A 26212-nucleotide genomic window follows, 5' to 3' on the forward strand; every position below is an offset into this window, starting at 1 on the left:
CCTGGAGCGAGGAGCGCGCGAGCGCCCGAGCGCGCCGGCCGCCGAGCGCACCAACCCAGACGAGAGGCGAGACGTGGACTTCGACGTGGTTGTGGTCGGCGGAGGAGCGGCCGGCATCGGCGCCGCCGTCAGTGCAGCCGATGCCGGCGCGACGGTCTGCCTGATCGAGCAGTACGGCTTCCTCGGTGGCGCGGCCACCGCCAGCTCGGTGCTGACGCACTGCGGCTTCTTCGACCAGACCCGCACCCAGGTGGTCGGCGGCGTGGGCCAGCAGGTGCTCGACCGGCTGGAAGCCCGTGACCTGTACCAGACCGAGACCTTCCCGGCGACGGGCAACACCGTCGTCCTGCTGGACCTGGAGACGACCAAGAGCGTCTACGACGACCTGGTCACCGACGCCGGCGTCACGCTGCTGCTGCACAGTCGGGTCATCGCCGCGTCGGTGGCGGGCGGGCGGGTCACGGACGTGACCATCGACCACCGGGGTGGCCGCGAGACGATCACCGGCCGCTCCTTCGTCGACTGCAGCGGCGACGGCGTGCTGCTGGTCGCCGCCGGCGCCGGGGTGCAGGTCTCCGACGTCGCCGCTCGACAGGCCAGCACCCTGGTGATGCGGGTGGGCGGCGTGGCCGAGGACGCCGACCTCTCCGCGGGCGCGCTGAGCACCGCGGTGCTCGCCTACCGGGAGCGGAGCGGCGCGCAGCTGGCACGGGAGAGCGGCGTCGCCGTCCGGATGCCGCTGTCCCGGGAGGTCATGCTCCTGCTGGCCGACCAGCACCGCGACGTCCTCGACGTCCACGAGATCACCGCCGCCGAGACCAACGCCCGTCGGCTGAGCTGGCAGTACCTGCACGCCTTCCAGCAGGGCCTGACCGGCTGGCAGGACAGCTACCTGGCTGCCACCGGCCCGCAGATCGGCATCCGCGAGTCCCGCCGGCTGGCCGGTGTGGAGACCGTCGTCGCCGACGACGTGACCTCCGGGCGACGCCGCCCCGAGGACGGCGTCGCCCGGTGCGGATGGCCGATGGAGGACCACGCCACCCCGGGCCTCACCGTCTACGGCGGGATCAAGGACAAGGGCTGGTACGACATCCCCTACGGCGCGCTGTGCTCGGCGGACACCGACAACCTCTGGGCAGGGGGGCGGCTGGTCAGCTCCGACCCGCGGGCCTACTCCTCGCTGCGGGTCATGGGCACCTCGTTCGCCACCGGGCAGGCCTGCGGGGCCGCCGCCGTGGTGCACGCCGACCTGGACCGGCACGACACCGCCGCCGTCCGGGAGCTCCTCACCAAGCAGGGAGCGCTGCTGTGAGCGCCCCGCTGCGGATCGCCGTGACCGGCGCCGCCGGCAGCCTGGCCACCGACGTCCTCCCCGGTCTGCTCGAGCTGGGGCACGAGCTGGTCTGCATCGACCTGCGGCTGCCCGCGGAGCCACTGTCCGGGTGCACCTGGGTGCGCGCCGAGGTCACCGACCGGGACCAGCTCGCCGCGGCGATGGCCGGCTGCGACGCCGTCGTCCACCTCGCCGGCATCCCACTGGAGTACGACTGGCCGGCCCTGCTCAGTGCCAACGTCGACGGCACCCAGGCGGTGCTGGAGACCGCTCGCCGGCTCGGCATCGGCAAGGCCGTGCTCGCCAGCTCCATCCACGCGGCGGGCTTCGTGCCGGTGCCGCCGGCCGGCGCGATGGTGCCTGACGACGTCCCGGTGCGCCCGAACACCTTCTACGGGGTGACCAAGGCGGCGGTCGAGGCGCTCGGCAGCCTCTATGCCGACCGGTACGGCCTGGACGTGGTCTGCCTGCGGATCGCCTCCCGCACCGACCGGCCCACGGACTCCCGGATGCTCAGCACGTGGCTCTCGCCGGCCGACGCCGTTCGGCTGCTCGCCGCATCCCTCGACCCGAGCACCACCGGGTTCCGCGTCGTGTGGGGGGTCTCGGCCAACACCCGCGGCTACCTCTCCCCGGCGGGGGGCCGGGCCATCGGCTTCCAGCCCCGGGACGACGCCGAACCGTACGCCGCCGACGTCCTCGCCTCTCCCGGCGCGGACGAGGAGTGGAACCGGAGCTCCATCGGCGGGGTGTTCAGCTCGCCCGCCCCGCCCACGTTCACCCCTCCCGGCGCGCCCGTGGACGGCGGCCGGTGACGGGCGGCAGAACGGGCCAGGCACCATCACCCCGCCAGACCCGCACAGAGGAGCAGTCATGACCCAGACGACGACGACGTCGGCCGACGTCGGCCGCCCCGCGTTCACCACCCGCGGCGTCTCCAAGGCGTTCGTGGGCCGACACGGCAACGTCCACGCGCTCAGCGACATCAACCTGGAGTTCCGTACCGGCTCCTTCACCTGCATCGTCGGTCCGTCCGGCTGCGGGAAGTCCACGCTGTTGCGGATCCTCGGCGGGCTGGAGACGCCGACCTCCGGTGAGGTGACCGACCACCTCGAGGCCGGCGCGGTGCCCAAGTCGGCCTTCGTCTTCCAGGAGCACGGTGTGTTCCCGTGGCTCAACGTGCTGCAGAACGTGGCCTTCGGCGAGCACATGGCCAACGTCGGCAAGAAGGAGCGCGACGAGCACGCCCGGCACTGGATCGCCGAGGTGGGCCTGACCGGCTTCGAGCAGGCCTACCCGCACCAGCTCTCCGGCGGCATGCGGCAGCGCATCGCCATCGCCCGGGCCTTCGCCACGGGTTCACCCTCGCTGCTGATGGACGAGCCGCTCGGTGCGCTGGACGCGCAGACCCGGATGCTCATGCAGGAGCTGCTGGTGCGGCTGTGGGAGGCCGAGCGCAAGACCGTCGTGCTCGTCACCCACGCGATCGAGGAGGCCCTGCTGCTGGGCGACCAGATCGTGATGATGTCGGCCCGCCCCGGGCGGGTGAAGGAGGTCATCGACGTCCCGTTCAGCCGGCCGCGGGACGTCGCCATCGAGGGCACCTCGGAGTTCGCCCAGGCCCGGCAGTCCATCTGGGAGTCGCTCCGCGACGAGGTCCAGCTCTCTGTGAGGTACGCATGACCACCACCACGCCCCGTCCCGTCGGCGCCTCCGCGGTGGCCGACCCGAACGCCGCGGGAGCCGCCGAGCTCGACCGGGCGATGCAGCGGGACTTCCGCCGGGAACGGCGGCTCAAGGCTCGCGACCTGCTGCTGGCGGTGCTCACGCCGATCGCCCTGCTGCTGCTCTGGGAGGTCGCCGCCCGCACCGGTGTCCTGGACGCGCGGCTGTTCACGCCGCCGACCCAGATCGCCCAGCGCGGCTGGGAGATGCTGCTCAGCGGTGAGCTGTGGACGCACACCGTCGCCACGGTCGGCCGGCTGGTCGCCGGGTTGGTGCTGGGCTCGGTGTTCGGTGTCATCGCCGGCCTGCTGATGGGCGTCTGGCGCCCGCTGCGCGCCGCCCTCGGCCCGACGTTCACCGCGCTCTACGCGCTGCCCAAGATCGCCATCCTGCCGCTGCTGCTGCTGATCTTCGGGCTCACCGAGACGCCGAAGGTCCTGTCGGTCGCGATCTCGGTGTTCTTCGTCGTCCAGATCAACACCCTCGCCGGCATCGTCCAGATCGACGCGCGGATCATCGAGGCCGCCCGTGCCTACCGGGCCAGCGGCTGGAAGTTGTTCCGGTACGTCCTGCTGCCCGGTGCGCTGCCCAGCATCATGACCGGCCTGCGCGTCTCGGCGGGCATGGCGGTCATCGTCATCACCGCCGTCGAGTTCGTCGCGTCCAACGACGGCCTGGGCTACCTGATCTGGAACTCCTGGCAGCTCTTCCAGCCGGAGAAGATGTTCGTCGGCCTCATCGCCGTCTCCCTCCTCGGTGCGATCGCCACCGGTCTGATCATCCTGCTCGAGAAGGCGCTGCTCCCCTGGAAGCACGCTGGCGGGTCCAAGAGAAAGGCAACGAAGCCATGAGGAACACCAAGCTGCTCGCGCTCACCGCGACCGTCGGGATCGCGCTGACCGCCTGCTCGTCGGGGGAGGCCGACACCGACACCGATGCCGCGGCCGGCGGCGAGGGTGGTGAGCTGCAGACGGTCGACGTCGGGTACGTGCAGCTGCCGATCTTCGCTCCGCTGTACGTCGCCGACGCCAAGGGCTACTTCGCCGACGAGGGCATCGACATCAACCTGCAGACGGTGAAGTCGGGTCAGGACGCCGTGCCGCTGGCGTCGGCCGGCCAGCTCGACGTCGTCGCCGCCGGCTTCTCGGCCGGCATGTTCTCCGCCATCCAGAGCGGCCTGAACGTCAAGGTCGTGGGCTCGATGGGCGTCTCGGACGGCAGCGCGGAGTCGCCCACCGACCTCGTCGCCGCCACCTCGCTCGTCGAGTCCGGCGAGGTCACCGACGCCGGCGACCTGGCCGGCCGGGAGATCGGCGCGGCCGGCGGTGCGGGCGGCACCGGCGCCTACCTGCTGGCCCTCGCGCTGGAGGAGGAGGGGCTGTCGCTCGGGGACGTCAACCTGGTCAACCTCGGCAACCCGGACATGCCGACCGCCGTGGCCAACGGCAGCATCGCTGCCGGCCTGATCAGTGCCCCGTTCTCCACGATGGCCATCGAGGACGGCACCGGCACGTCGCTGTGGGTGCCGCCGTCGGGCACCTCGGGCACCGGCGTGATCTACGGCGAGGAGTTCGCCGAGTCCGACCTGGCCCAGCCGTTCTTCGACGCGCTCGCCCGCGCCGCCAAGGACCTCCAGGGCGAGGACCGGTACTCCGAGGAGAACCTCGGGATCATCGGGGAGGCGACCGGGCAGACCGCCGAGGAGGTCGCTGCCGTCCCGCTCTACACCTGGCTGCCCGACCTGGCCCCGCTGCCCGACCAGCTCACCGCCATGGAGCGGATCTGGATGGAGGGCGGCGCGCTGGAGTACGAGGAGGCGCTGCCGGAGAGCGACTACATCGACGCCTCGTTCGCCGAGGCCGCCGAGTAGCAGCGGTCGGCCGGCGGAGCGCCGGCCGACCACGACGTACGCCCCGCCCCGGGGACGATCCGGGGCGGGGCGTACGTCTGTCTGCGGGCCGGTCAGGCGGCGGCGTCGCGCTCCAGTGCCCGCATCGCCAGCTCGGCGTGCAGCAGGGCGCCGTCGGCGAGCACCTCGTCGCTGAACTGTGCCCGCGGGCTGTGGTTGTTCGGGGCGTCGGCGTGGTCCTCGCCCACGGCGGCGCCCAGGAACAGGTAGCAGCCGGGCACCTCCGCCAGCACCCGGGAGAAGTCCTCGGACCCCGACTGCGGGAACAGCTTCGGCGCGTACCGCTCCTCGCCGAAGACCTCCTGCGCCACCCCGGCCGCGAACGCCGTGTGCGCCGGGTCGTTGACCGTCACCGGGTACTCCTCCAGGTACAGCGCCTCGGCCTCCAGCCCGTAGCCGGCCGCGACCGACTCGCACAGCCGCACGGAGGCGATCCGCATCCGCTCCCGGGCCTCGGCGGAGAAGGTGCGCACGGTCGCCTGGAAGGTCGCCTCGTCGGGGATGATGTTGCGCTTCGTGCCGGCGGAGAACAGCCCGACGGTGAGCACCACCGGGTCGAAGACGTCGAACTGGCGGGTGATCATCGTCTGCAGGTCGCCGATCAGCTGCGCGGCCACCGAGATCGGGTCGCGCGCCAGGTGCGGGGCCGAGCCGTGGCCGCCGCTGCCGCGCACGGTCACCCGCAGCTCGTCGCTGGCCGCCATCAGCGTGCCCGGGCGGGTGGTGAACTCCCCGCGGGGGTTCATCGCCGACATCACGTGCATCCCGTAGGCGGAGGTGACCCGGGACCCGGCGGCGTCCAGCACGCCCTCGCGGAGCATGTACCCGGCGCCGTCCCAGCCCTCCTCGCCCGGCTGGAACATCAGGACGACGTCGCCGGCGAGGGACTCCCGGTGCGCACTCAGCAGCCGTGCGGCGCCGACCAGCATCGCGGTGTGCAGGTCGTGCCCGCAGGCGTGCATCGTGCCGTCGACCTGGCTGGTGAACTCCACCCCGGTCTGCTCCTGCACGGGGAGGGCGTCCATGTCACCGCGCAGCAGCACCGCCGGGCCGGGCCGGCCGCCGCGCAGCACCGCCGTCACCGAGGTGAGCGCGGTGCCCGTGCTGACCTCCAGGCCCAGGCCGTCGAGGGCGGTCAGCACGGTCTCCTGGGTCCAGGGCAGCTGCAGCCCCACCTCGGGCCGCCGGTGCAGCGCGTGCCGCAACTGGACCAGTTCGTCCTGCATCGCTCGGGCGTCCTCGCGCAGCGCGCTTGACCGGATCACGTGCCCTCCTCGGATCGGTGGGCGGGACGTTAGGAGTTCGGCAGGTTCTCCGACAGGATTTGCAGTCATCCGTCACGAGAGGCGCCTGAAGTGACTCGATCAGTTGTGCTGGACGAGGACGACCTCGCCCTCGTCGAGGCGTTGCAGCGTGACCCGCGCGCCCCGTGGACGGAGGTGGCGGCGATGGTCGGCACCAACGCGGTCACCGCGTCCCGGCGGTGGGACCGGTTGCGCGCAGCCGGCGCCGCCTGGGTCACCGGCACGCCCGGCCCGGGGTCGCACCACGCCCAGGTGCTGGCCTACGTCGACGTGACCTGCCTGCCGAGTGAGAAGACCCGGGTCGCCAACGAGCTGGCCGGCGACGCCCACGCCCTGTCGGTGGACATCACCGCCGGTGGCCGGGACCTGATGCTGACCGTGGCCGCGGTCGACCTGCCCACCCTGGGCCGCTACCTGCTGGAGCGGCTGGACCGGGTGCCCGGGGTCACCGGCACCCGGGCGCGGATCGCCACCCGGCTCTACGCCGAGGGCAGCACCTGGCGGCTGGGCGTGCTGTCCTCGGCCGGGGCCAGTGGCGGGCCGCCGCAGCTGATTCGCCCCACCGTGCTCGACGAGGTCGACCGGGAGCTGATGTCGGCGCTGGGGGAGGACGGCCGGGCGTCCTACGCCGCCCTCGCCGCGGCGACCGGGATCAGCCAGCCGACCGCGCGCCGCCGGGTGGACCGCTTGATCAGCTCCGGCGCGGTGCTGCTGCGCACCGAGGTGGCCGCGCCGCTGGCCGGGCTGCCGGTGATGGTCGTGCTGTCGGCCGACGCCCCGGCCGGGCGGCTGGACGACGCCGCGGCCCGGCTGGGCCGGCTGCGCCAGGTGCGGCTGTCGACGACGCTGGCCGGCACGCCGAGCCTGCTCGTGGTGGCCTGGCTGGCCTCGCTGGAGGAGGTGCACCGCTTCGAGCAGGAGCTCTCCCACGTGGTGCCCGACGTCGTCGTGGTGGACCGGCTGGTTGTGCTGCGGGCGGTCAAGCGGATGGGCCACCTGCTCGACGTCGAGGGGCGCGCGACCGGCACGGTGCGGATGGACGTCTGGTCCGATCCGGTGGCCGGCGAGCAGTAGGCTGCCCCCTTCGGCACACAGAGTGTGAGGCCAGTCACACGGAACGCATGGACTCACCGTCGTGACATGACCGTCACCCAAACCCGGTCGCAGTGATCTAGCTTTCAGCCACTGATCGGTCGAGGAGGCGCTGTTTGTGAGCAGTCCTGTTCTCTCCGTCCGGGGCCTGACGACGGAATTCGTCACCCCCGCCGGCGTCGTGAAGGCCGTCAACGACGTCAGCTGGGACCTGTTCCCCGGCGAGACCCTCGGCGTCGTCGGCGAGTCCGGCTCCGGCAAGAGCGTCACCGCGATGTCGATCCTCGGCCTGATCCAGAGCCCGCCGGGGCGGATCACCGGCGGCGAGATCCTCTTCGAGGGTCGCGACCTGCTGACCATGCCGACCAAGGAGCTGCGGCGGCTGCGCGGCAGCGAGATCGGGATGATCTTCCAGGACCCGATGACCAGCCTGAACCCGGTGCTGACCGTCGGGGCCCAGATCTCCGAGGCGCTCCGGCTGCACGACAAGAAGCTGAGCAAGGACGCCGCCCGCGCCCGGGCGGTCGAGCTGCTGACGATGGTCGGCGTCCCCAACCCCGAGGGCCGCTTCGACCAGTACCCGCACGAGCACTCGGGCGGGATGCGGCAGCGGGCGATGATCGCGATGGCGATCGCCAACGACCCGAAGGTGCTCATCGCCGACGAGCCCACCACCGCCCTGGACGTGACGATCCAGGCCCAGGTGCTCGACGTGCTGAAGACGGCGAAGGAACGCACCAACGCCGCCACCATCCTCATCACCCACGACCTCGGCCTGATCGCCGAGCACGCCGACCGGGTGGTGGTGATGTACGGCGGCAAGGTGGTCGAGGTCGCCGACGTCTTCTCGATCTTCGCCGCCCCGCGGCACCCGTACACGCTCGGCCTGATGAGCAGCCTGCCCCGGCTGGACGTCGACCTGGCCCGGCTGGACCCCATCCCGGGGGCCCCGCCGAACCTGATCGACCTCCCTCCCGGCTGCTCCTTCCACCCGCGCTGCCGGGTGTCCAAGGGCCGTGAGCTGTGCCGCACCGAGGTGCCACCGCTCTACGACACCGGCAACGGCGCGCGCGCCGCCTGCCACTTCTCCGAGGAGGTCCCTGCCGAGATGGCCGTCGTGTCCCGTGAGATGGGTGCCCGGCTGGGGAGCGGCGGCGCATGAGCTCCGTGGCCACGCCGACCGGCGCCTCCCAGGACCTGCACACCCGCGCCGCGCACGGCACCGAGATCCTCCGGGTCACCGACCTCAAGACGCACTTCCCGATCCGCGGTGGGGTCACCCGGCGGCAGGTCGGCACGGTCTACGCCGTCGACGGGGTGAGCTTCACGCTGACCGCGGGGGAGACCCTCGGCCTGGTCGGGGAGTCCGGCTGCGGGAAGACCACCACCGGCCGCACCCTGGTCAAGCTGCTGGAGCCGACGTCGGGCTCGGTGCACTTCAAGGGCGTGGACATCACCGGCTTCGGCCGGGCCCAGATGAAGGCGGTCCGCCGGGAGATGCAGTTCGTCTTCCAGGACCCCTACACCTCGCTGAACCCGCGGATGACGGTGCGCGGCATCGTCGCCGAGCCGCTGCAGATCCACGGCCTGGCCTCCGGCAGCGAGCTGCGCGCCAAGGTCGACGACCTGCTGGAGTCCGTCGGGCTCAGCGCCGAGCAGGCCAGCCGGTACCCGCACGAGTTCTCCGGCGGGCAGCGGCAGCGGATCGGCATCGCCCGGGCGCTGGCGCTGGACCCCCAGGTCCTCGTGCTCGACGAGCCGGTCTCGGCCCTCGACGTCTCGATCCAGGCCCAGGTGGTCAACCTGCTCCAGGAACTGCAGGACCGGCTCGGCCTGGCCTACGTCTTCATCGCCCACGACCTGTCGGTGGTGCGGCACATCTCCACCCGGGTCGCGGTGATGTACCTGGGCAAGGTCGTCGAGATCGGCGACCGGGCCGACATCTACGCCCGCCCCACGCACCCGTACACGCAGGCGCTGCTGTCGGCGGTGCCGATCCCGGACCCGACCAAGCGCGGCAGCCGGGAGCGGATGATCCTCACCGGCGACGTGCCCAGCCCGGCGAACCCGCCGTCGGGCTGCAACTTCCGGACCCGGTGCCCCAAGGCCCAGCAGATCTGCGCCGAGGAGGAGCCGGCGCTGATCGACCGCGCCGGTTCCGGCCACCCCAGTGCCTGTCACTTCGCCGAGGTCAAGCCGGTGATCGCGTGACCGGTCCCGCCTCCCCACCAGCCCCGTCGTCGCCGACGACACCGTCCCACCGTCCGTCCCGTTGCGTGTCACCTCGTCAGAGCGGAAGCCGATGAACACGACCCGAGCACGTCGCAGCCCCTCCCGGATCAGGTCCCTGGCCGCCGCCGCGGCGCTGGGCCTGCTGCTCAGCGCCTGCAGCGTCAGCGACCCGGAAGCGCCCGCGGCCGACGGGGAGGGTGGGGACGCCACCTTCTCCATCGCCGTGGGCATCGACCCGGACACGTTCGACCCGGCCGGGCAGACCACGACGACCGTGTCGAACATGGTCGACTACGTCGTCGAGACGCTGGTGGAGATCGACGACGAGGGGGAGATCGCCGGGGTCCTCGCCGAGTCCTACGAGGTCTCCGAGGACGGCCTGACGCTCACCTTCGAGCTGCGTGAGGGCGTCACGTTCCAGGACGGGACGCCGTTCGACGCCGAGGCCGTCGTCTACAACCTCGAGCGGATCACCGACCCGGAGCTGACCGTGCCGCAGGGCGCGGCGTTCGCGGCGTTCGAGTCGGCCACCGCCGTCGACGAGAACACCGTCGAGGTCAGCCTCAGCCAGCCCTCGCCCGGCTTCGTCAGCGCGCTGTCTGCGACGGTCGCCGGGATCATCTCCCCGACCTCGGTCGACGCGGAGGGCAACAGCTACCAGGAGTACACCCGGCCGGTCGGGACCGGGCCGTACGAGTTCGGCGAGTACACCGCCGGGGAGAGCCTCACCGTCACCAAGTACGACGACTACTGGGGCGAGGAGCCCTACTACGAGACCGTCGTCTTCCGGGTGGTCCCCGAGGCGGCGACCCGGGAGAGCCTGCTGCTCGCCGGCCAGGTCGACATGATCATCCTGCCGCCGGTCTCGGACATCGAGGCGCTGCAAGCCAACGAGGACGTCGAGGTGCTGCTCGCCGAGAGCGACCGCACCATCTTCATCGCGCTGGACAACACCGACCCGGTGATGCAGGACCCCCGGGTGCGCCAGGCGCTGAACTACGCGGTCGACAAGCAGGCGATCATCGACAACGTGCTCTTCGGCGCCGCCGAGGTGCTCGACGCACCGATGGCCCCGAGCCTGTTCGGCTACTGCGAGACCGGCTCCTACGAGTACGACCCGGAGCAGGCGCGGCAGCTGCTGGAGGAGGCCGGCGCGGTCGGGGCGAGCATCGAGCTGCTCACCCCCAGCGGCCGCTACGTGCAGGACGCCCAGGCGGCCGAGGCGATCGCCGGCTACCTGCGCGAGGCCGGTCTGGACGTCAGCGTCTCCACCAGCGACTTCCCGTCGTTCCTCGCCCGGGTGAACGCACCGGTCACGGAGAACACGCCGGAGGCGCACCTGCTCGGCTGGGCCCCGGCCTACCTGGACGCCGACTTCCAGATGCAGATGTTCCGCCAGGCGACCCACCCGCCGGCCGGTCTGGGGACGTCGTTCTACACCAACCCCGAGGTCGAGGCGCTGCTCGCCCAGGCGGACGTGGAGACCGACCGGGACACCCGTGAGCAGCTGTACTGCGACGCCTCGCAGATCATCTGGGATGACGCCCCGTGGATCTTCCTCTGGACCCAGTCGTTCCCGATCGTCTACGACGCGGACATCACCGGTGTGAGCGCCACCCCGGTCGAGAAGTTCGACGCCATGTACGCCCGGCCGGCGAACTGACCACCATCGGACGGCCGCCCCTGCCTGCGGGCAGGGGCGGCCATCGCCCGGCGGTGCACGCGAGCCGCCGGTCCGGGTACGGGAGAGGACGGGGATGAAGGGCACCGCGGCGCACATCGTGCGCACCCTGCTGCTGTCGTTGATCACCCTGTTCGGGGTGTCGATCCTGATCTTCCTGATGCTGCGCGTGCTGCCCGGCGACCCCGCGCGGGTGCTGGCCGGGCTGAACGCCAGCGAGGACCAGGTCGCCCGGCTCCGGGCGGAGCTGGGGCTCGACCAGTCGCTGCTGACCCAGTACTGGTCGTTCATCACCGGCGTGCTGACCGGTGACCTGGGCACCTCGGCGCGCACCTCGGCACCGGTGTCCAGCGAGATCGCGGTCCGGCTGCCGGCGACGCTGATCCTGGCGGTCGTGGCGACGATCATCGGCACCATCGCCGGGGTCACCGCCGGGGTGGTGGCCGCCGTCCGCCGCAACTCGATCGTCGACCACGTGATCTCCAGCGTGGCGATGATGGGCGTGTCCATGCCGGTCTACTGGCTGGGCCTGCTGCTCATCCTGCTCTTCGCGGTCACCCTCGGCTGGCTGCCGGCCGCGGGCAGCGGGGAGCCGCTGAGCATCGTGCTGCCGGCGGTGACGCTGGCGGCCTTCTCCACGGCGCTGATCTCCCGGATGACCCGGGCCAGCATGCTCGAGGTGCTCGGTCAGGACTACGTCCGCACCGCCGAGGCCAAGGGCGCCCCGCCGACCACGGTGATCATCCGGCACGGGCTGCGGAACGCGTTCATCCCGATCCTGACGGTCATCAGCCTGCAGTTCGGCGCCCTGCTCGGCGGCGCGGTGCTGACCGAGACGGTGTTCGGCTGGCCCGGCATCGGGCGGCTGCTCGTCGACTCGATCGGTGCCCGCGACTTCGCCGTCGTCCAGGGGATCGTCCTGGTCTACGCCGCGGCGTTCATCCTGCTCAACGTGATCGTCGACGTGCTCTACGTCGTCGTCGACCCGCGGATCCGGTACTGATGAGGGAGAGGGTCCGATGAGGGCTTGGGGCCGGTTCCGGCACCACACGCCGGCGATGATCGGGCTGGGCATCATCGTCACGTTCGTCGTGCTGGCGATCTTCGCCCCGCTGATCTCGCCGTACGACCCGAATGCGCAGAACCTGTCGGTCGCCATCCAGGGGCCGTCGGCCGAGCACTGGCTGGGCACCGACCAGCTGGGCCGGGACATCGCCACCCGGCTGATGTTCGGCGCCCGCATCTCGCTGCTGATCGGCGTCCTGGCCGTCTCGATCGGCCTGGTCATCGGCGTCCCGCTGGGGATGATCGCCGGCTACTACGGCGGCTGGGCGGACCTGGCGATCTCCCGGTTCGCCGACATGATGTTCGCCTTCACCTCCATCCTGCTGGCCCTCACGCTGGTCGCCGTCCTGGGCGTCAGCCTGCAGAACGTGATCATCGCGGTCGGGATCAGCGTGATCCCGGTGATCATCCGGCTGGTGCGCTCCTCGGTGCTCAGCCTGCGCGAGGAGCCCTACGTCGAGGCGGCCCGGGCGCTGGGTGCCAGCAACCTGCGGATCATCACCCGGCACGTGTTCCGCAACTCGCTGACCCCCGTGCTGGTGCACGGCACGCTCAGCATCGGGGTGAGCATCCTGCTCGCCGCCGGCCTGGGTTTCCTCGGGCTGGGCGTGCAGTCACCCACTGCCGAGTGGGGCACGATGCTGGGGGAGGGGCGGCAGTTCATCTTCAGCGCCCCGCACCTCACCACGTTCCCCGGGATCGCGATCTTCCTGGCCATCCTCGCGTTCAACCTGCTCGGCGACGGCCTGCGCGACGCCCTGGACCCGCGGATGCGGACCGTCGACGGGCCGGCCGGGTGACCGCCGATCTGGGCACGGCTCCGCTGGTCACCCTGGACGACGTCCGGGCGGCGGCGGCGCGGCTCACCGACCGGGTGCACCGCACCCCGGTGCTCCGCTCCACCAGCCTCGGTGAGCTGTGGGGGGTGCGGCTGGACCTCAAGGCCGAGGTGTTCCAGCGGACCGGCAGCTTCAAGGCCCGCGGGGCGCTGAACAAGGTGCTGTCGCTGCCTCCCGACGAGCGCGCCCGCGGGGTGATCACGCTGTCCGCGGGCAACGCCGGGGCCGCGGTCGCCTACGCGGCCGCCAGTGTCGGGGTGCCCGGCACGGTGGTCATGCCGGCGACCGCGGTGCCGGCGAAGATCGCCGCCTGCCGCGGGTACGGGGCCGACGTCGTCCTCACCGACGGCGACCTGCTGGAGACCTATGCCGCCACCGTCGCCGAGACCGGCCGGGTGCCGGTGCACCCGTTCGACGACCCCGCGGTCGTCGCCGGCACCGGCACCGTCGGCCTCGAGATCGCCGAGGACGTGCCCGACGCCGAGGTGGTGCTGGTGCCGGTCGGCGGGGGCGGGCTGATCTCCGGGGTCGCCGCGGCGCTGGCCCGGTTGGCGCCGGGGGTCCGGGTGATAGGCGTGGAGCCGGAGACCGCCGACGTGATGACCCGCAGCCTGGCCGCCGGGGGGCCGGTGCGGCTCCCCACCGCCCGCAGCGTCGCCGACGGCCTGGCCGCGCCGATGAGCGGGCAGGTCACCGTCGACCACGTGCAGGCCTTCGTCGAGCAGGTGGTGACGGTCAGCGACGAGGACATCCTGCGGGCGCTGCCGCTGGCGGTCTCCCGCACCAAGCTGCTGCTGGAGCCCTCGGCCGCCGCCCCGCTGGCGGTGCTGATGACCGGTGTCCTCGACCTGCCCCCGGGCACCCGGGTCGTCTCGATCGCCAGCGGCGGCAACGTCGACCTGACCCTGTTCGGCCGCCTGACCACCTGACCGGAAGGCACCGCATGACCCCCGCCAGCTTCCTGCTCCGCAACGTCACCGTCGTCGACGGCACCGGCTCCGCGCCCGTCCCCGAGCAGGCGCTGGTGGTCGAGGGCCGCCGGATCGTCTGGATCGGCCCGGCCGCCGACGCGCCGAGCACCGCCCCGGAGAACGTCATCGACGGCGGCGGCCGCACCGTGCTGCCCGGTCTGATCAACTGCCACGTGCACCTGACCGCCGACGGTGCCCCGGACCTGATGGCGCAGACCGCCGGCGACACGGTGCCGCTGGCCACCCTCCGGGCGGCCGCCGGGGCGGTGGAGACGCTGATGTCCGGCGTTACCACCGTGCGCGACTGCGGGGCCGCCGACGACGTGGTGGTGGAGCTGGCCAAGGCGATCGACCGCGGGCTGGTGCCCGGGCCGCGGGTGCAGGCGGCCGGCCGGGTGATCACCATGACCGGCGGGCACGGGCACTTCATCGGCCGCGAGGCCGACGGCTCCGACGAGGTGCGCAAGGCCACCCGCGCGGAGATCAAGGCCGGCGCCGCGGTGATCAAGGTGATGGCCACCGGTGGCGTGCTCACCCCGGGCGTCTCACCGACCCAGACCGCGCTGCTGCCCGAGGAGCTGGCGGTCGTCGCCCAGGAGGCGCACAACTCCGGCCGCCGGGTGACCACGCACGCCATCGGCCGGTCCGGCATCCACAACGCGCTGATCTCCGGCATCGACTCCATCGAGCACGGCTTCTACCTCGACGACGAGCTGCTGGACATCGCCGTCGCCCAGGGGACGTTCCTGGTGCCGACGATCCTCGCCGTCGACGGGATCATCCGGAACGGCATGGCCGCCGGCATCCCCGAGTGGGTGGTGGACAAGGCCGAGCGGGAGGCGGCCAAGCAGCGGGAGAGCTTCGCGGCCGCGGTCGCCTCCGGGATGAAGATCGCCGCGGGCACGGACGCCGGCACGCCGTTCAACCCGCACGGCGACCTGTCCCGCGAGCTGGCGCTGATGGTGGAGCACGGCCTGACGTCGATGCAGACGATCATCGCCGCCACCCGCGGGGCCGCGGAGAACCTCGGGCTGGCGCACGAGCTCGGCACCCTGGAGGTCGGCAAGCTCGCCGACCTGGTCGTGGTCGACGGTGACCCGGTCGCCGACATCACCGCGACCGGCCGGGTGGTCCTGGTGGTCAAGGACGGCGTCGTCCACCGCGACGAGCTCCCCGACACCGGCCCCGCCGTCCCCACCGCCTGAAGCCGGGAGGGGCCAGAGTCGCGACTTTGGCCCCTCCCGGGATCACCAGGCGAGTCGGTGGAGGGCGGTGGCCAGGACGGAGGCGCCGCGGGCGCAGTCGGCCGGTGAGGTGTACTCCGCCGGGGTGTGCGAGCGGCCCTCGACGCTGGGCACGAAGACCATCGCCGTCGGCACCCGGGAGGCCATCAGCTGGCTGTCGTGCCCGGCGCCGCTGGGCATCCGCCGCCAGCTGGCGCCGCACTCCTCGGCGGAGCCGCGGAGCACGTCCAGCAGGTCGGCGTCCATCGTCGCCGGCTCCTCGTCCTTGTCCCGGACGACGTCCACCTCGACCCCGTGCCGCTCGGCCACGGCCGTGCAGATCCGGTGCACCGTGTCCAGCAGCCGGTCCCGGACCCCGAGGTCGGGGTGCCGGAGGTCGACGGAGAACCGGGCCAGCCCCGGCACGATGCTCGGCTGCCCGGGCTCGACGGTCCAGCGCCCGGTGGTGACCACGGCCGGCCGGCCCTCCTGCTCGACCGCGGTGGTGATCTCCCGGGCCATCTGCGCCGCCGCCTGGAGGGCGTCCCGGCGCAGGTCCATCGGGGTGGCGCCGGCGTGGTCCTGCCGGCCGCGCACGGTGATCGTCTCCCAGGCGATGCCCGGGATGACCTCCACCAGGCCCACGTCGACGCCCTCGTCGGCGAGCACCCGGCCCTGCTCGATGTGCAGCTCCAGGAAGGCACGGAGGTCGTGCCGCTCCGCGCTCGCCGCCGCCGCCGGGTCCAGGCCCGCCTGCCGCATGGCGTCGGCCAGCAGCACGCCGTCCCGGTCGCGGAGCCGGTCGGGCTCGTCGGGGGAGATCAGGCCGAGCATCCCGCGGGTGCCGAAGAAGTTGGCCGGGAAGCGGCTGCTCTCCTCCTCGCACAGGGCGACCACCTCCAGCGTGCGCACCGGGGTGCCGTGCTGGGCGCGCAGCGCGGCCAGCGCCGCCAGCCCACCGACCACGCCGAGCGCGCCGTCGTACTTCCCGCCGGAGGGCACCGTGTCGACGTGCGAGCCGGTGAGGACGACGCCGTCGCCGGAGCCCGGCAACCGCCCGAACACGTTGCCCACCGCGTCGACCCGGCCCTCCAGGCCGGCGTCGTCGATCCACCGCAGCAGGGCGTCCCGCGCCTGTTGCCAGGCCTCGTCGTACATGAACCGGTACATGCCGTCCGGGGTCTCGCCGAGGGCGCCCAGCTCGGTGACGTAGGTGTCCAGCAGCTGCTCGTCGACGTGCACGGCGGTCACGGGGCCTCGACCCCCAGCACCAGCTGGACCTCGACCGGGATGTCCAGCGGCAGCACCGGGGCGGCGACGGCAGTGCGGGCGTGCCGGCCCCGCTCGCCGAGCGCCTCGATCAGCAGGTCGCTGGCGCCGTTGGCCACCAGGTGCTGCTCGGTGAAGTCGGGGGTGCTGGCGACGAAGACGGTGACCTGCACGACCGAGACGCCGGCCAGCGACCCGAGGTGCGCGTCGGCCACGGCGAGCCCGTTGAGCGCCGCCAGCCGGGCCAGCTTCGCGGCCTCGGGAACGTCGACGGTGTCGCCGACCTTGCCGGTGCGCGGCAGCCGCCCGTCGACGAAGGGCAGCTGGCCGGCGATGAAGAGCAGGTCGCCGTGCCGGCGGGCCGGGACGTAGTTCGCCCCCGGCGGGGGTGGGGTGGGCAGGGAGATCGTGGGCGTGTCGGTCATGTCGTCCTCTCCGGGATGTCGACCAGCCGGCCGCCGAGGACGACGGTGCGGACGTCGGTCAGGGCGGTCACGTCGTCCAGCGGGTCGGCGCCGGTGACCACGACGTGTCCGGGGGCGCCGACCGACAGGTGCCCCAGGTCCGGCCGCAGCAGGCAGCGGGCGGCGGTGGCGGTGACCGCCCGCAGCGCCTGCGCCGTCGTCAGCCCGATGTCGGCGACCAGCAGCGCCGCCTCCTCGGCCACCCCGCCGTGCGGGTTGAACGGGGTGCCGGCGTCGGTGGCGCCGGCGATCGGGATGCCGGCCCGCGCCGCGCGCCGCAGCGAGGTGATGGCCACGTCCTTGATCTCCTCGGCTCGGGCCACCACGGCCGGGTCGACCAGGTGCCGGTTGCGCAGCATCCGGGCCACCGCGACCTGGGTGGTCACCAGCACCGCACCGGTCGTGGCCATCAGCTCGACCGTCTCGTCGTCGAGGAGGTAGCCGTGCTCGACGCTGGTCGCCCCGGCGCGCAGCGCCCGCTTGGTGCCCTCGTGCCCGATGGCATGGGCGGCGACCCACCGGCCCTGCTCGCGAGCGACCGCGGCCGCGGCGGCCAGCTCGTCCTCGGCGAAGGGCGCGTTGCCGAGGGCCGCTCCGGGGGTGAGGACGCCGCCGGTGGCGACCAGCTTGATGCCGCCGGTGCCGGCGGCCAGCTCGGTGCGGGCCGCCGCCGCCAGCTGGTCGACGCCCTGCACCTCGATGCCGAGGTAGGGGATGTGGCCGCCGGGGGCGGTCAGCGCCCGGCCGGCCGCGGTGACCTCCGGACCGGGTACTCGGCCGGCGGCGATCTGCTGCCCGAGGGAGATCGCGATCCCGTCGGGGGCGCCCAGGTCGCGCACCGCGACGGTGCCGGCGGCCAGGGTGCGCCGGGCGTTGGCCGCGGCCCGCTCCGCCAGCTGCTCGGTACTCGACCGCAGCACCGAACCCGCGAAGTCGGCGGCGCCGTCGGCGACCAGGTGCACGTGGGCGTCGACCAGCCCCGGGACCACCGCACCGTCGCCGGCGTCGACCTCGGTCACCTCCCCGGTCAGGCGCGGGGCCCGACTCATGGGGCCGACGTAGGTGATCACGCCGTCCTCGATGACGACGGCGCCGTCCTGGATCGGGTCGGCCAGGACCGGCAGCACCCGGCCGCGCAGCAGCACCGGCACGTCAGACCCCCGTCTCGGGCAGCACCGACCAGGACGCCGGATCGAGGTTCGCCCCGCACACCACGACGCCCACCCGGTCCCCGGCAGCGGCGACGTGCGCGCCGGACAGCAGGGCGGCCAGCGCGGTGGCCCCGCCGGGTTCGGCGAGCACCCGCAGCTCCTCCCAGAGCAGCCGCTGGGCCTCCCGGATCGCGTCGTCGGGCACCAGGACGGCGTCGTCGACGTACCGGTCGGCGACCTCGGCGGCGATGCTGCCCAGCCGGCGGGCGCCCAGCGCGTCGGCGGCCCGCCCACCCACCTCGACGTCCACCGGGTGCCCGGCGGCCCGGGCGGCGTGCAGCGTCGGCGCCCGCTCCGGCTCCACCCCGACCACCCGCAGGCTGTCGGTGTACCAGCTGGCGCAGCCGGCGATCAGCCCGCCGCCGCCGACGGCGATGAGCACCGTGTCCAGGTCGGGCGCCTGCTCGCTCAGCTCGTGGGCGACGGTGCCCTGCCCGGCGACCACCTCCGGCTGGTCGTAGGCGTGCACCCGCAGCGCGCCGGTGCGGCCCTCCTCCTCGACGCTGGCCCGGTGCGCCTCGGCGTAGTCGCGGCCGACGGCCACCACGTCGGCGCCGTAACGCCGGATCCGCTCCAGCTTGGCCGCCGGTGCGGCGGCGGGGACGAAGATCGTGGCCCGGTGCCCGAGCCGCTGGGCGGCGTACGCGACGGCGGCGCCGTGGTTGCCTCCGGAGGCGGCGATGACCCCCGTCGCCGGGACGTCGGCGGACAGCAGCGTGTTGAACGCCCCCCGCGCCTTGAACGACCCGGAGTGCTGGAGCTGCTCGAGCTTGACGACGACGTCGTGCGGCAGCCCCAGGCCCGCACCGGCCAGGACGACGACCGGTGTCCGCCGGACGAACGGTGCGATCCGGGCGGCCGCCTGCCGGACGTCGGACCGGGTGATCGTCATGCGGTGTCCTCCTCCGGCCGTCCAGGACGACGGCTCCCGCACGTTATGCCACCCGGCCCCCGGCCACGACCGGGCCGGACGCCACAGCGGGGCCGGACGCGACAGCGGGGCCGGACACCAGCTGGTGTCCGGCCCCGCGGATGGAGCGGGAGCGATCAGGCAGCTGCGCTGTGGCCCCGGTCGCCTCCGTTCCCGTGCCCGCGGTCGAGGCCCTTGCCCTTGCCCTTCCCCTTGCCCGGGTGGTTGTCGGTCAGGTCGAGCGGCGTCGGGTCCTGGGCGAGCGACAGGGTGGCGAAGGCGATCGCCTGGCTGTTGATCCCCAGTGCGGTCAGGTCGACGTTGCTGAGGTCGTCGGCGGGGGAGTGGTAGTTCGGGTCGTGCGGGATCCCGGCGGTGCCGCCGAAGAGCGCGACCTCCTCCTCGGTCTTGATGTCGTCCGCGCCGGTGAACAGCCCGGTGGCCGGGATGCCGTACTCGATGAAGCCCTGGTAGTCCGACCGCCCGGAGAACTCGGTGTCGACCCACGGCTGGCGGGTGCGGTCGAAGTAGCCGGTGAACACCTGCTCCAGCGACGCCGAGCCCTCCGGCACCGCGACCGGTGCGGTGTACGTCGACTGGTCGGCGTCGTAGACCCCGATGATGTGGTTCGGCGACCCGATCATGTCGAAGTTCAGGTAGCCGGCGATCTGGGCGCGCTCGGCCTCGGTCAGCGACTCCACGTACTCCCAGGAGCCGACCAGCCCCGACTCCTCGGCACCCCACCAGGCGAACCGCACGGCGTTGGTCGTCGGCTTGATCTCGGCGAGCTCGAGCGCCGTCTGCAGGATGCCGGCGGAACCGGTGGCGTTGTCGTTGATCCCCGGGCCGTCGGCGACCGAGTCCAGGTGCGCGCCGAGCATGATCACCTGATCCGTGTCGCCGTGGGGGGTCTGGGCGATGACGTTGGAGGTGGTGGTCTCGGTGACCTCGACCTGGATGTCGAGGGTGGCCAGCTGCCCGACCTGGCCGAGCAGCGCCTGCCCGGCCGCCTGGGTGAGCCCGCCGGCCGGGGCGCCGGGGACGGCCTCGCCCAGGGTGCCGTTCAGCGGCTCGTCGGCGACGTTGTTGTAGACCAGGACGCCCACCGCGCCGGCCGCGGTGGCCAGCTGCTGCTTGACGGTGAAGGAGCAGGCGCCGCGGGAGACCAGGACGACGGTGCCGGCCACCGTCCCCGGGTAGTCGGCGGCCTCGCAGCCCGGCGTCGCGTCGTCGGCGGCCAGCGCCGAGAGCGGACCGGTGACCTGGCCCGACGGCGAGTACTCCATCGCGATGACGTCGACCGGCGCACCGGACACGGTCAGTTCCTGGGCGGTCGTGGACGAGGCGACGAAGTCGAAGTACTGCCGCTCGACCTGGTAGCCGGCCTCCTCCAGCAGCCCCTGCACGTAGTCGGCCGAGGCGTCGTACCCGGGGGTGCCGCTGGCCCGGTTCCCGCCGTTCGCGTCGGCGATCTCCTGGAACGCGGCGAGGTGCGCGGCGACCTCCTCGGTCGACACCCGCTGGGCGAAGCCGTGGGGGTGGGGGTTGCCCCCGGCGCCGGCGGGTCCGGCGATGAGCACCGAGCCGGCGAAGGTGGCCGCTGCGGTGGTCAGGGTGAGCGCTGATCGGCGGGTGCGGAGCGACATGGACGTCCTCTCGGGGAGCGGCCACCGTTCCCGTGCGGCGGCCGGTGACGGCAACCTAGGCACGGTCGGGTGTCCCCGTCGAGAGCCGGTCGACGGTCCCGGTCCCGCCCGGTTCCGCATGTCGGCGACCCGCCCGCAGCGAACGTGCTGGTCGCGACGGCGGGTCCACGCGGATGAGGCGCACCGGCCCGGACGGACACGCCGCGTGACGACACACCGGGCAGCCGGTGCCGGGGGCGTCGGCGGTGCGGCAGCCCGACCACGGAGCCCCGTCGACCTACGGTGGTCCGGCCGCCCGCCGGTCGGCCCCGACACCCGCTGACGGAGGAGCACCGCCGTGACCCGTTCCCGTTCCTCCGCCGACGCCGGTCCGACGGTCGGGCACCGCCCCCGGCGTCGACTGGCCGCAGCACTGCTGATGGGGGTCGCCCTGACCGGCGTGGTGGCGTGCGGCAGCTCGGCGGGGACGACGCCCGTGGCGCAGAGCACCCCGGCGGCGACCCCGCCCCCACCACCACCGCCGCCCCCGCCGCCGGTGCTCTGGCCGCTCACCGGGCTGGAGAGCGGCCCGGTCGACCCGCGTCCCGCCCTGGCCGTCAAGGTGGAGAACTCCTCCGACGCCCGGCCGCAGACCGGCCTGGGCGCTGCGGACCTGGTGTGGGAGCAGGTCGTCGAGGGCGGCATCCCCCGTTACGTCGCGGTCTACCACTCGAACCTGCCGGCCCAGATCGGGCCGATCCGTTCCGTGCGTCCGATGGACCCGGCGATCGCCGCGCCGCTGCACGGCCTGTTCGCCTTCTCCGGTGGCCAAGCCGGCTACGTCGACGCGATCGCCGCCGCCGGGATGCAGGTGCTCAGCAACGACGCCGGCGCCGACGGCTTCTTCCGCACGAGCGACCGGCCGGCCCCGCACAACGTGCACGCCGACCCGCTGCGCCTCCTGGCCCAGGCCGACCCCGCCCACCAGGCGGCGCCGCCACCGCAGTTCGACCTGGCCGCCACGGCCGAGGAGGCCACCGCGGTGACCGCCGGCACGCCGGCGACGAACCTGGCGCTGACCCTGTCCAGGGTCAGCCGCCCGCAGTGGACCTGGAGCCCGCCCGACGCCCGGTGGCTGCGGACCGAGGGCAGCACCCCCGCCGTCGGCGCCGACGGTTCCCGGTTGAGCGCCACCAACGTCGTGGTGCTGCGGGTGGACGTCCTGGCGACCGCGGCCCGCGACCCGGCCGGCAACCCGGTGCCGGAGACGGTCCTGGTCGGAGAGGGCGAGGCCCTCGTCGCCACCGGCGGGAAGACGGTGGCCGCCACCTGGGTCAAGACCGGCGTCGGGGAGCGCGTGGTGCTGCGCGGGGCCGACGGCCAGCCGGTCCGGCTGGCCCCGGGGAACACCTGGGTCGAGCTGGTGCCCAACTCCGGTGGCGCGGTCGCCGTCGGCTGAACGCCGGACGCCCCGCACCCGGGAGGCCGGGGCGGGGCGGTCAGCTGTCGCAGTGGTCGGTCAGCTGTCGCTGCGGGACAGCACCGGGCGGTCCTTGGCCCACTGCAGGAAGCGCGCTGCCTGCTGCAGGTCGGGGAGGTCGTTGCCGACCAGTGAGCGGAGCAGGTCGTTGCTCCAGACCGCCAGCCGGCCACTGGTCCACGCCGTCTTCTCCACCGGCGGGAGGTCCAGCTCGAAGACCGTCTTGGCCAGCTCCTTCTTCCCGCCGTTCGCGGCCGTGTACCGCACCACGGGCAGGAAGCGCTCGGGCTCCACGACGCAGAGGACCTTGGTCAGCAGCGCCTCCTTGAACGACGGGAAGCCCAGGCCCTTCTTGCTGCCGTCGATCAGCTGGGTCATCCGGTCCTCGAGCCGCAGGCTCTCCGGCCCGTACAGCAGGTGCTCGATCGTCTGCCGCACCTGCGCGGCCGCCTTGTCCGGGCCGGCGGTCTTCCACGCCCGGTTGAAGCCGGACACGTTGCCCGGGTCGGCCACGGTCGTGGAGTTGGCGAAGTGCAGCAGCTGCTCAGGCGTCGCCGACGGCAGGTTCTCGCGGGAGAACAACGCGGCGTACCGCTCGCGGTAGGGCTCGACGTCCGGGTCCGGCTCGGGCCGGTCCATGGCGAACTCCGACTGCAGCAGCATCACCCGCTCCCGCACGTCGGGACGGACGTCAGCCGGGGTCGGGAAGGCCGCCTGCAGGGAGTCGAAGGACTGGACGGCGGGCCGGGCCGGGTCGCGGCGGGTCTCCCCGCGCAGCCACTCGGCGCCGCAGTCATCGCAGTGGATCAGCAGTCGGCCGTCCGGCTGCGGCTTGCCCGAGATCTCCTCGGAATTGCAGGTGGGGCAGGTGATCAGTGCCAAGGGAGCCCCGTTCGTCGGCGGCGAGTCAGCGAGCGCGTCGTCGTCGGTCAGCCTCCAGGGTCCCACGCCGGGGCGGGAGTGTGTCACCTCCGGCCCCGCCCTCCGGGTCGGTGACCCCCTGCCGGACGCGCCGGAGAGGCAGGGCAGGGGGGCGGCGCGTCACACCACACGAGAGAATCGACCCCGATGTCCAGCACCCGTGGCGGCGACCAGCTCCCTCTCCCTCTCCCGTTCACCCGCCGTCAGGAGGCGGAGCGGATCGCCCGGCGCACCGGACAGGTCGTCTCCGGCGTCGTCCAGGTGCTGCTGCGGTGGGCGCTGCGGCTGGTCCTGCCGCTGGTCTGCGCCGCTGCGGCGCTGCGCGCCTTCCCGTACGAGGCGACCGTGCAGGGCGTGCCGTTCGAGGTGCGGGGCACGCTGCTCAGCCGGCCGGGGCTCAGCGCCGACACCACGCTGGGCAGCTGGGAGTTCCCCGAGGTCAGCGGGGTGCCCTTCGGCGTGCACATCAGCCCGGTCGACGTCGACGTCCTGCAGCTCACCAGGTTGGCCGGCGGCGACCTGCCCGGCTTCGTCGAGCGGATGCAGGCCGACTTCACCGCCCAGCTGCCGCGGATCGCCACCTGGCTGATCGCCGAGTTGCTGCTGGGTCTCGTCTCCGGTCTGCTCATCGCCGCCGCGATCAACATGTCGGTCCGCTACCTGCGGGGCCGGCCGCGTCGCCCGCACGAGCTGCGGTACCGGTCGCTGCAGGCTGCGGGCGCCGCCGCCGTCACGGTGACCGTCGCCGGGTACGGGATGGTCAGCTACAACCCGAACTGGGTGCGGGACTCACAGCTGACCGGCACGCTCGCCGCGGCGCAGCTGTTCCCCAGTGAGCTGAGCGCCTACTACAGCCAGTCGAACAAGGCCCTGGACGTGCTCGGCTCGGTGGTCGGCATCCAGGCAGCGCTGCAGGCCCAGATCGAGGACGACCAGACGCCGGAGACGGCGCTGCAGATCATGACCATCTCCGACATGCACCTGTCGGCGAACTACCCGCTGGTGGCGCGGTACGCGGCCAACTACGACGTCGACCTGATCGTCAACGCCGGCGACGAGAGCGCCTTCGGCACCCGCCAGGAGCTGACCCCGGCCTACCTGGAGGCGGTCGCCGCCCTCACCGAGACCGCTCCGATGCTCTGGGTGGCCGGCAACCACGACTCCCCGGCCACGGTCGAGGTCATGCGCTCCGTCCCGGGCGTCACCGTGCTGGGCGACAAGGTCGCCACCGCGGACGGCTACGCCGTGACCGCCGGCGTCGTGGACGCCTACGGGCTCACCGTCGCCGGCCTGTCGGACCCCCGGGTCTACGGCGGCCCCGGCCGGTACGGCGCCGATACGGCCGACGTGGTGGAGCCGCTGCAGCGCGAGGCGGTACGGGAGGCCCTCGGCGTGCTGGAGGACGAGGAGATCCCGGCGGGCGAGGAGATCGTCCTCGACGAGGCCCCCGCCGACGGCGCGGTGGCAGCCGGGGACGGCGCCCTCGCCGGCGATGCCCCCCTTGCCGGTGACGGCGCCGCCGTGCTGGACGGCATCGACGCCGAGACGGGGGAACCCGTCGACGCCCTGGAGACGATCGACGTCTTCGCCGTCCACGAGCCGGTCGCCGCCGAGGAGGTGCGCGAGGTGCTCCCCGGGCGGGTCCGGCAGACGGTCTCCGGGCACGTCCACGCCCAGAACGACAGCTCCGAGGTGCAGGACGAGGACGGGGTGATCGACCTCGTCGAGGGCTCGACCGGGGCCGGCGGGCTGGACAACATCGTGCGCGGCACCGCGCGCCCGCCGATCGAGTTCAGCATCGTGTCGGTCGCCACCGACTGCCAGTTCACCCGGGTCATCCGCTTCTCGATCGAGTCGACGCAGCCGGTGCTGGTGGCCCCGCCGACGGCGGACTCCCCGCGGGACTTCGGCGACGACGTCACCGCCTCGACGGTCTACTTCCGCCCGCAGGACATCGACCCGGACCGCCTCTGCAGCACCGGGCTCGGCATCAGCGAGGAGCGCCCCTGGCCGCTGCCGGAGTGACCGTCCGCTGAGCGACGCCCGCCCCGTGCGTCCCCCGGAAGGGTGGAGTCCGGCGCCCAGGGCCGCTCCGACCGCCGTCCGGGCTCCCCGGAGCCGACCACGGCACCGATCATGATCGGTGCCGTCCCGGTCCCGGTGCGGCCGGACGGGAAGGTGGTCGACCGGTGTCAGCAGGCACCCTGCAGCGTGCCCGGGCGACAGCCGAGCGACCGCCTCCCCGGCGGTCCTGGCCCCGGCGGGTGCTGCGCCGCCTCGGTGGGCTGGCCCTGGTGCTGGTCTTCCTGGGCGTGGCCGTGGTCGGCATCGGCTGGGCGCGGACACCGGCGGTCGACGACGCCGCGGCGCGGGTCGCGGCGCACCTGGCCGAGAGCGGTGCGCCGCCGCTGCAGGTGGAGCCCGCCCCGGCCTTCGTGCAGGCCCTGCTCGCGACCGAGGACACCGACTTCGCCGGCCACCTCGGGGTGAGCCCGACCGGGGCGGTCCGGGCGTTCTGGGGGCTGGTGTCGGGCACCGACCAGGGCGGGTCGACGCTGGTGCAGCAGCTGGCCAAGAACGTGTACCTGGACGGGGAGAACGGCCCGGTGCAGAAGGCCGAGGCCGTGGTCCTCGCGCTCAAGCTGGACGCCGCGTACAGCAAGGACGAACTGCTGCGGATGTACCTGGACAACGGGTACTACGGCCACGGCTTCGTCGGGCTGACCGCGGCCACCGAGGGCTACTTCGGGGTGCCGCCCGACCAGCTGAGCTGGGCGCAGGCGACCCTGCTCGCCGGCCTGTTCGCCGCGCCCACCGCCTACGACCCGCTGGTGTCCCCGGCCCTCGCCGGCCAGCGGCAGGCCCACGTGCTGGGCCGGCTGGTCGACGAGGGCGTGCTGGACCGCGGCGAGGCCGCCGAGATCGCCGCCGACGACTGGGGTCTGGTCACCAGCTGAC

The 26212-nt window shown here is 73.3% G+C and carries 23 protein-coding genes; 16 read left to right on the forward strand and 7 right to left on the reverse strand.

Annotated elements, in window-relative coordinates:
* Positions 1-73 precede the first annotated feature (73 nt).
* The 5 genes from O2W15_RS20775 to O2W15_RS20795 are packed head-to-tail and all read left to right on the forward strand — an operon-like array spanning position 74 to position 4928.
* Entirely contained in the window at positions 74-1312 is a 1239-nt protein-coding gene (locus O2W15_RS20775) for an FAD-dependent oxidoreductase (RefSeq protein ID WP_269163738.1), read from the forward strand.
* Complete coding sequence (locus tag O2W15_RS20780; RefSeq protein ID WP_269180797.1) at positions 1309-2148, forward strand: NAD-dependent epimerase/dehydratase family protein; 840 nt, start codon at positions 1309-1311, stop codon at positions 2146-2148. The genes O2W15_RS20775 and O2W15_RS20780 overlap by 4 nt, the downstream gene beginning before the upstream one ends.
* A gap of 58 nt (positions 2149-2206) precedes the next feature.
* On the forward strand, positions 2207-3016 hold the full coding sequence (locus O2W15_RS20785) for an ABC transporter ATP-binding protein (RefSeq protein WP_269180798.1): 810 nt from the start codon (positions 2207-2209) through the stop codon (positions 3014-3016).
* Complete coding sequence (locus tag O2W15_RS20790) at positions 3013-3909, forward strand: ABC transporter permease (protein WP_269180799.1); 897 nt, start codon at positions 3013-3015, stop codon at positions 3907-3909. Before O2W15_RS20785 ends, O2W15_RS20790 begins: the two co-directional genes overlap by 4 nt.
* Positions 3906-4928, forward strand: a complete 1023-nt coding sequence (locus O2W15_RS20795) for an ABC transporter substrate-binding protein (protein WP_269163742.1) — start codon at positions 3906-3908, stop codon at positions 4926-4928. The genes O2W15_RS20790 and O2W15_RS20795 overlap by 4 nt, the downstream gene beginning before the upstream one ends.
* A gap of 92 nt (positions 4929-5020) precedes the next feature.
* Here the strand turns inward: O2W15_RS20795 and O2W15_RS20800 are convergent, their stop codons facing one another.
* On the reverse strand, positions 5021-6232 hold the full coding sequence (locus O2W15_RS20800; protein WP_269163743.1) for a M20 metallopeptidase family protein: 1212 nt from the start codon (positions 6230-6232) through the stop codon (positions 5021-5023).
* Positions 6233-6322: 90 nt separating this feature from the next.
* Between O2W15_RS20800 and O2W15_RS20805 the strand changes: the two genes are divergently transcribed.
* From O2W15_RS20805 to O2W15_RS20840, 8 genes are all read left to right on the forward strand, one after another.
* Complete coding sequence (locus O2W15_RS20805) at positions 6323-7345, forward strand: Lrp/AsnC family transcriptional regulator (protein WP_269163744.1); 1023 nt, start codon at positions 6323-6325, stop codon at positions 7343-7345.
* Between the two features lie 136 nt (positions 7346-7481).
* Entirely contained in the window at positions 7482-8525 is a 1044-nt protein-coding gene (locus O2W15_RS20810; protein WP_269180800.1) for an ABC transporter ATP-binding protein, read from the forward strand.
* Positions 8522-9574 carry an ABC transporter ATP-binding protein gene (locus O2W15_RS20815; RefSeq protein WP_269180801.1) on the forward strand — a complete coding sequence of 351 codons (1053 nt, stop codon included), beginning with the start codon at positions 8522-8524 and terminating at the stop codon, positions 9572-9574. Before O2W15_RS20810 ends, O2W15_RS20815 begins: the two co-directional genes overlap by 4 nt.
* Before the next feature lie 91 nt (positions 9575-9665).
* Positions 9666-11258: an ABC transporter substrate-binding protein gene (locus tag O2W15_RS20820; RefSeq protein ID WP_269180802.1), complete on the forward strand. Its 1593-nt coding sequence runs from the start codon at positions 9666-9668 to the stop codon at positions 11256-11258.
* A 94-nt stretch (positions 11259-11352) separates the two neighbouring features.
* Positions 11353-12279, forward strand: coding sequence for an ABC transporter permease (locus O2W15_RS20825; RefSeq protein WP_036337105.1), 927 nt, complete (start codon positions 11353-11355; stop codon positions 12277-12279).
* A gap of 16 nt (positions 12280-12295) precedes the next feature.
* Positions 12296-13141 carry an ABC transporter permease gene (locus O2W15_RS20830; RefSeq protein WP_269163748.1) on the forward strand — a complete coding sequence of 282 codons (846 nt, stop codon included), beginning with the start codon at positions 12296-12298 and terminating at the stop codon, positions 13139-13141.
* Entirely contained in the window at positions 13138-14109 is a 972-nt protein-coding gene (locus tag O2W15_RS20835; protein ID WP_269180803.1) for a threonine/serine dehydratase, read from the forward strand. The genes O2W15_RS20830 and O2W15_RS20835 overlap by 4 nt, the downstream gene beginning before the upstream one ends.
* 14 nt (positions 14110-14123) lie before the next feature.
* The gene (locus O2W15_RS20840) at positions 14124-15356 is read left to right on the forward strand and encodes a metal-dependent hydrolase family protein (protein WP_269180804.1); all 1233 of its coding nucleotides are present in this window, start codon (positions 14124-14126) and stop codon (positions 15354-15356) included.
* A 42-nt stretch (positions 15357-15398) separates the two neighbouring features.
* On the opposite strand, the gene O2W15_RS20845 is transcribed toward O2W15_RS20840, so the two are convergent.
* The 5 genes from O2W15_RS20845 to O2W15_RS20865 form a co-directional block, all read right to left on the reverse strand.
* Positions 15399-16625: a M20 family metallo-hydrolase gene (locus O2W15_RS20845; RefSeq protein ID WP_269180805.1), complete on the reverse strand. Its 1227-nt coding sequence runs from the start codon at positions 16623-16625 to the stop codon at positions 15399-15401.
* On the reverse strand, positions 16622-17068 hold the full coding sequence (locus tag O2W15_RS20850) for a RidA family protein (protein WP_269180806.1): 447 nt from the start codon (positions 17066-17068) through the stop codon (positions 16622-16624). Before O2W15_RS20850 ends, O2W15_RS20845 begins: the two co-directional genes overlap by 4 nt.
* The gene (locus O2W15_RS20855; RefSeq protein ID WP_269180807.1) at positions 17065-18258 is read right to left on the reverse strand and encodes an amidohydrolase family protein; all 1194 of its coding nucleotides are present in this window, start codon (positions 18256-18258) and stop codon (positions 17065-17067) included. The genes O2W15_RS20850 and O2W15_RS20855 overlap by 4 nt, the downstream gene beginning before the upstream one ends.
* A 1-nt stretch (position 18259) precedes the next feature.
* Positions 18260-19210 carry a threonine/serine dehydratase gene (locus O2W15_RS20860; protein ID WP_269180808.1) on the reverse strand — a complete coding sequence of 317 codons (951 nt, stop codon included), beginning with the start codon at positions 19208-19210 and terminating at the stop codon, positions 18260-18262.
* A gap of 155 nt (positions 19211-19365) precedes the next feature.
* The gene (locus tag O2W15_RS20865) at positions 19366-20874 is read right to left on the reverse strand and encodes a M28 family peptidase (protein WP_269180809.1); all 1509 of its coding nucleotides are present in this window, start codon (positions 20872-20874) and stop codon (positions 19366-19368) included.
* Positions 20875-21211: 337 nt separating this feature from the next.
* On the opposite strand from O2W15_RS20865, the gene O2W15_RS20870 reads away from it, so the two are divergent.
* The gene (locus O2W15_RS20870; protein ID WP_269180810.1) at positions 21212-22312 is read left to right on the forward strand and encodes a DUF3048 domain-containing protein; all 1101 of its coding nucleotides are present in this window, start codon (positions 21212-21214) and stop codon (positions 22310-22312) included.
* A gap of 60 nt (positions 22313-22372) precedes the next feature.
* Here O2W15_RS20870 and O2W15_RS20875 read toward each other — a convergent pair whose 3' ends face one another.
* On the reverse strand, positions 22373-23215 hold the full coding sequence (locus O2W15_RS20875) for a hypothetical protein (RefSeq protein WP_269180811.1): 843 nt from the start codon (positions 23213-23215) through the stop codon (positions 22373-22375).
* A 186-nt stretch (positions 23216-23401) separates the two neighbouring features.
* Here O2W15_RS20875 and O2W15_RS20880 point away from each other — a divergent pair, with 186 nt between their 5' ends.
* Positions 23402-25279 (forward strand): metallophosphoesterase, encoded by a 1878-nt coding sequence (locus O2W15_RS20880; protein ID WP_269163758.1) that lies wholly within the window; start codon positions 23402-23404, stop codon positions 25277-25279.
* 164 nt (positions 25280-25443) lie between these two features.
* Entirely contained in the window at positions 25444-26211 is a 768-nt protein-coding gene (locus tag O2W15_RS20885) for a biosynthetic peptidoglycan transglycosylase (RefSeq protein ID WP_269180812.1), read from the forward strand.
* Position 26212: the final 1 nt, after the last annotated feature.

The organism is Modestobacter sp. VKM Ac-2979 (assembly GCF_026967995.1).
Lineage (GTDB): Bacteria > Actinomycetota > Actinomycetes > Mycobacteriales > Geodermatophilaceae > Modestobacter.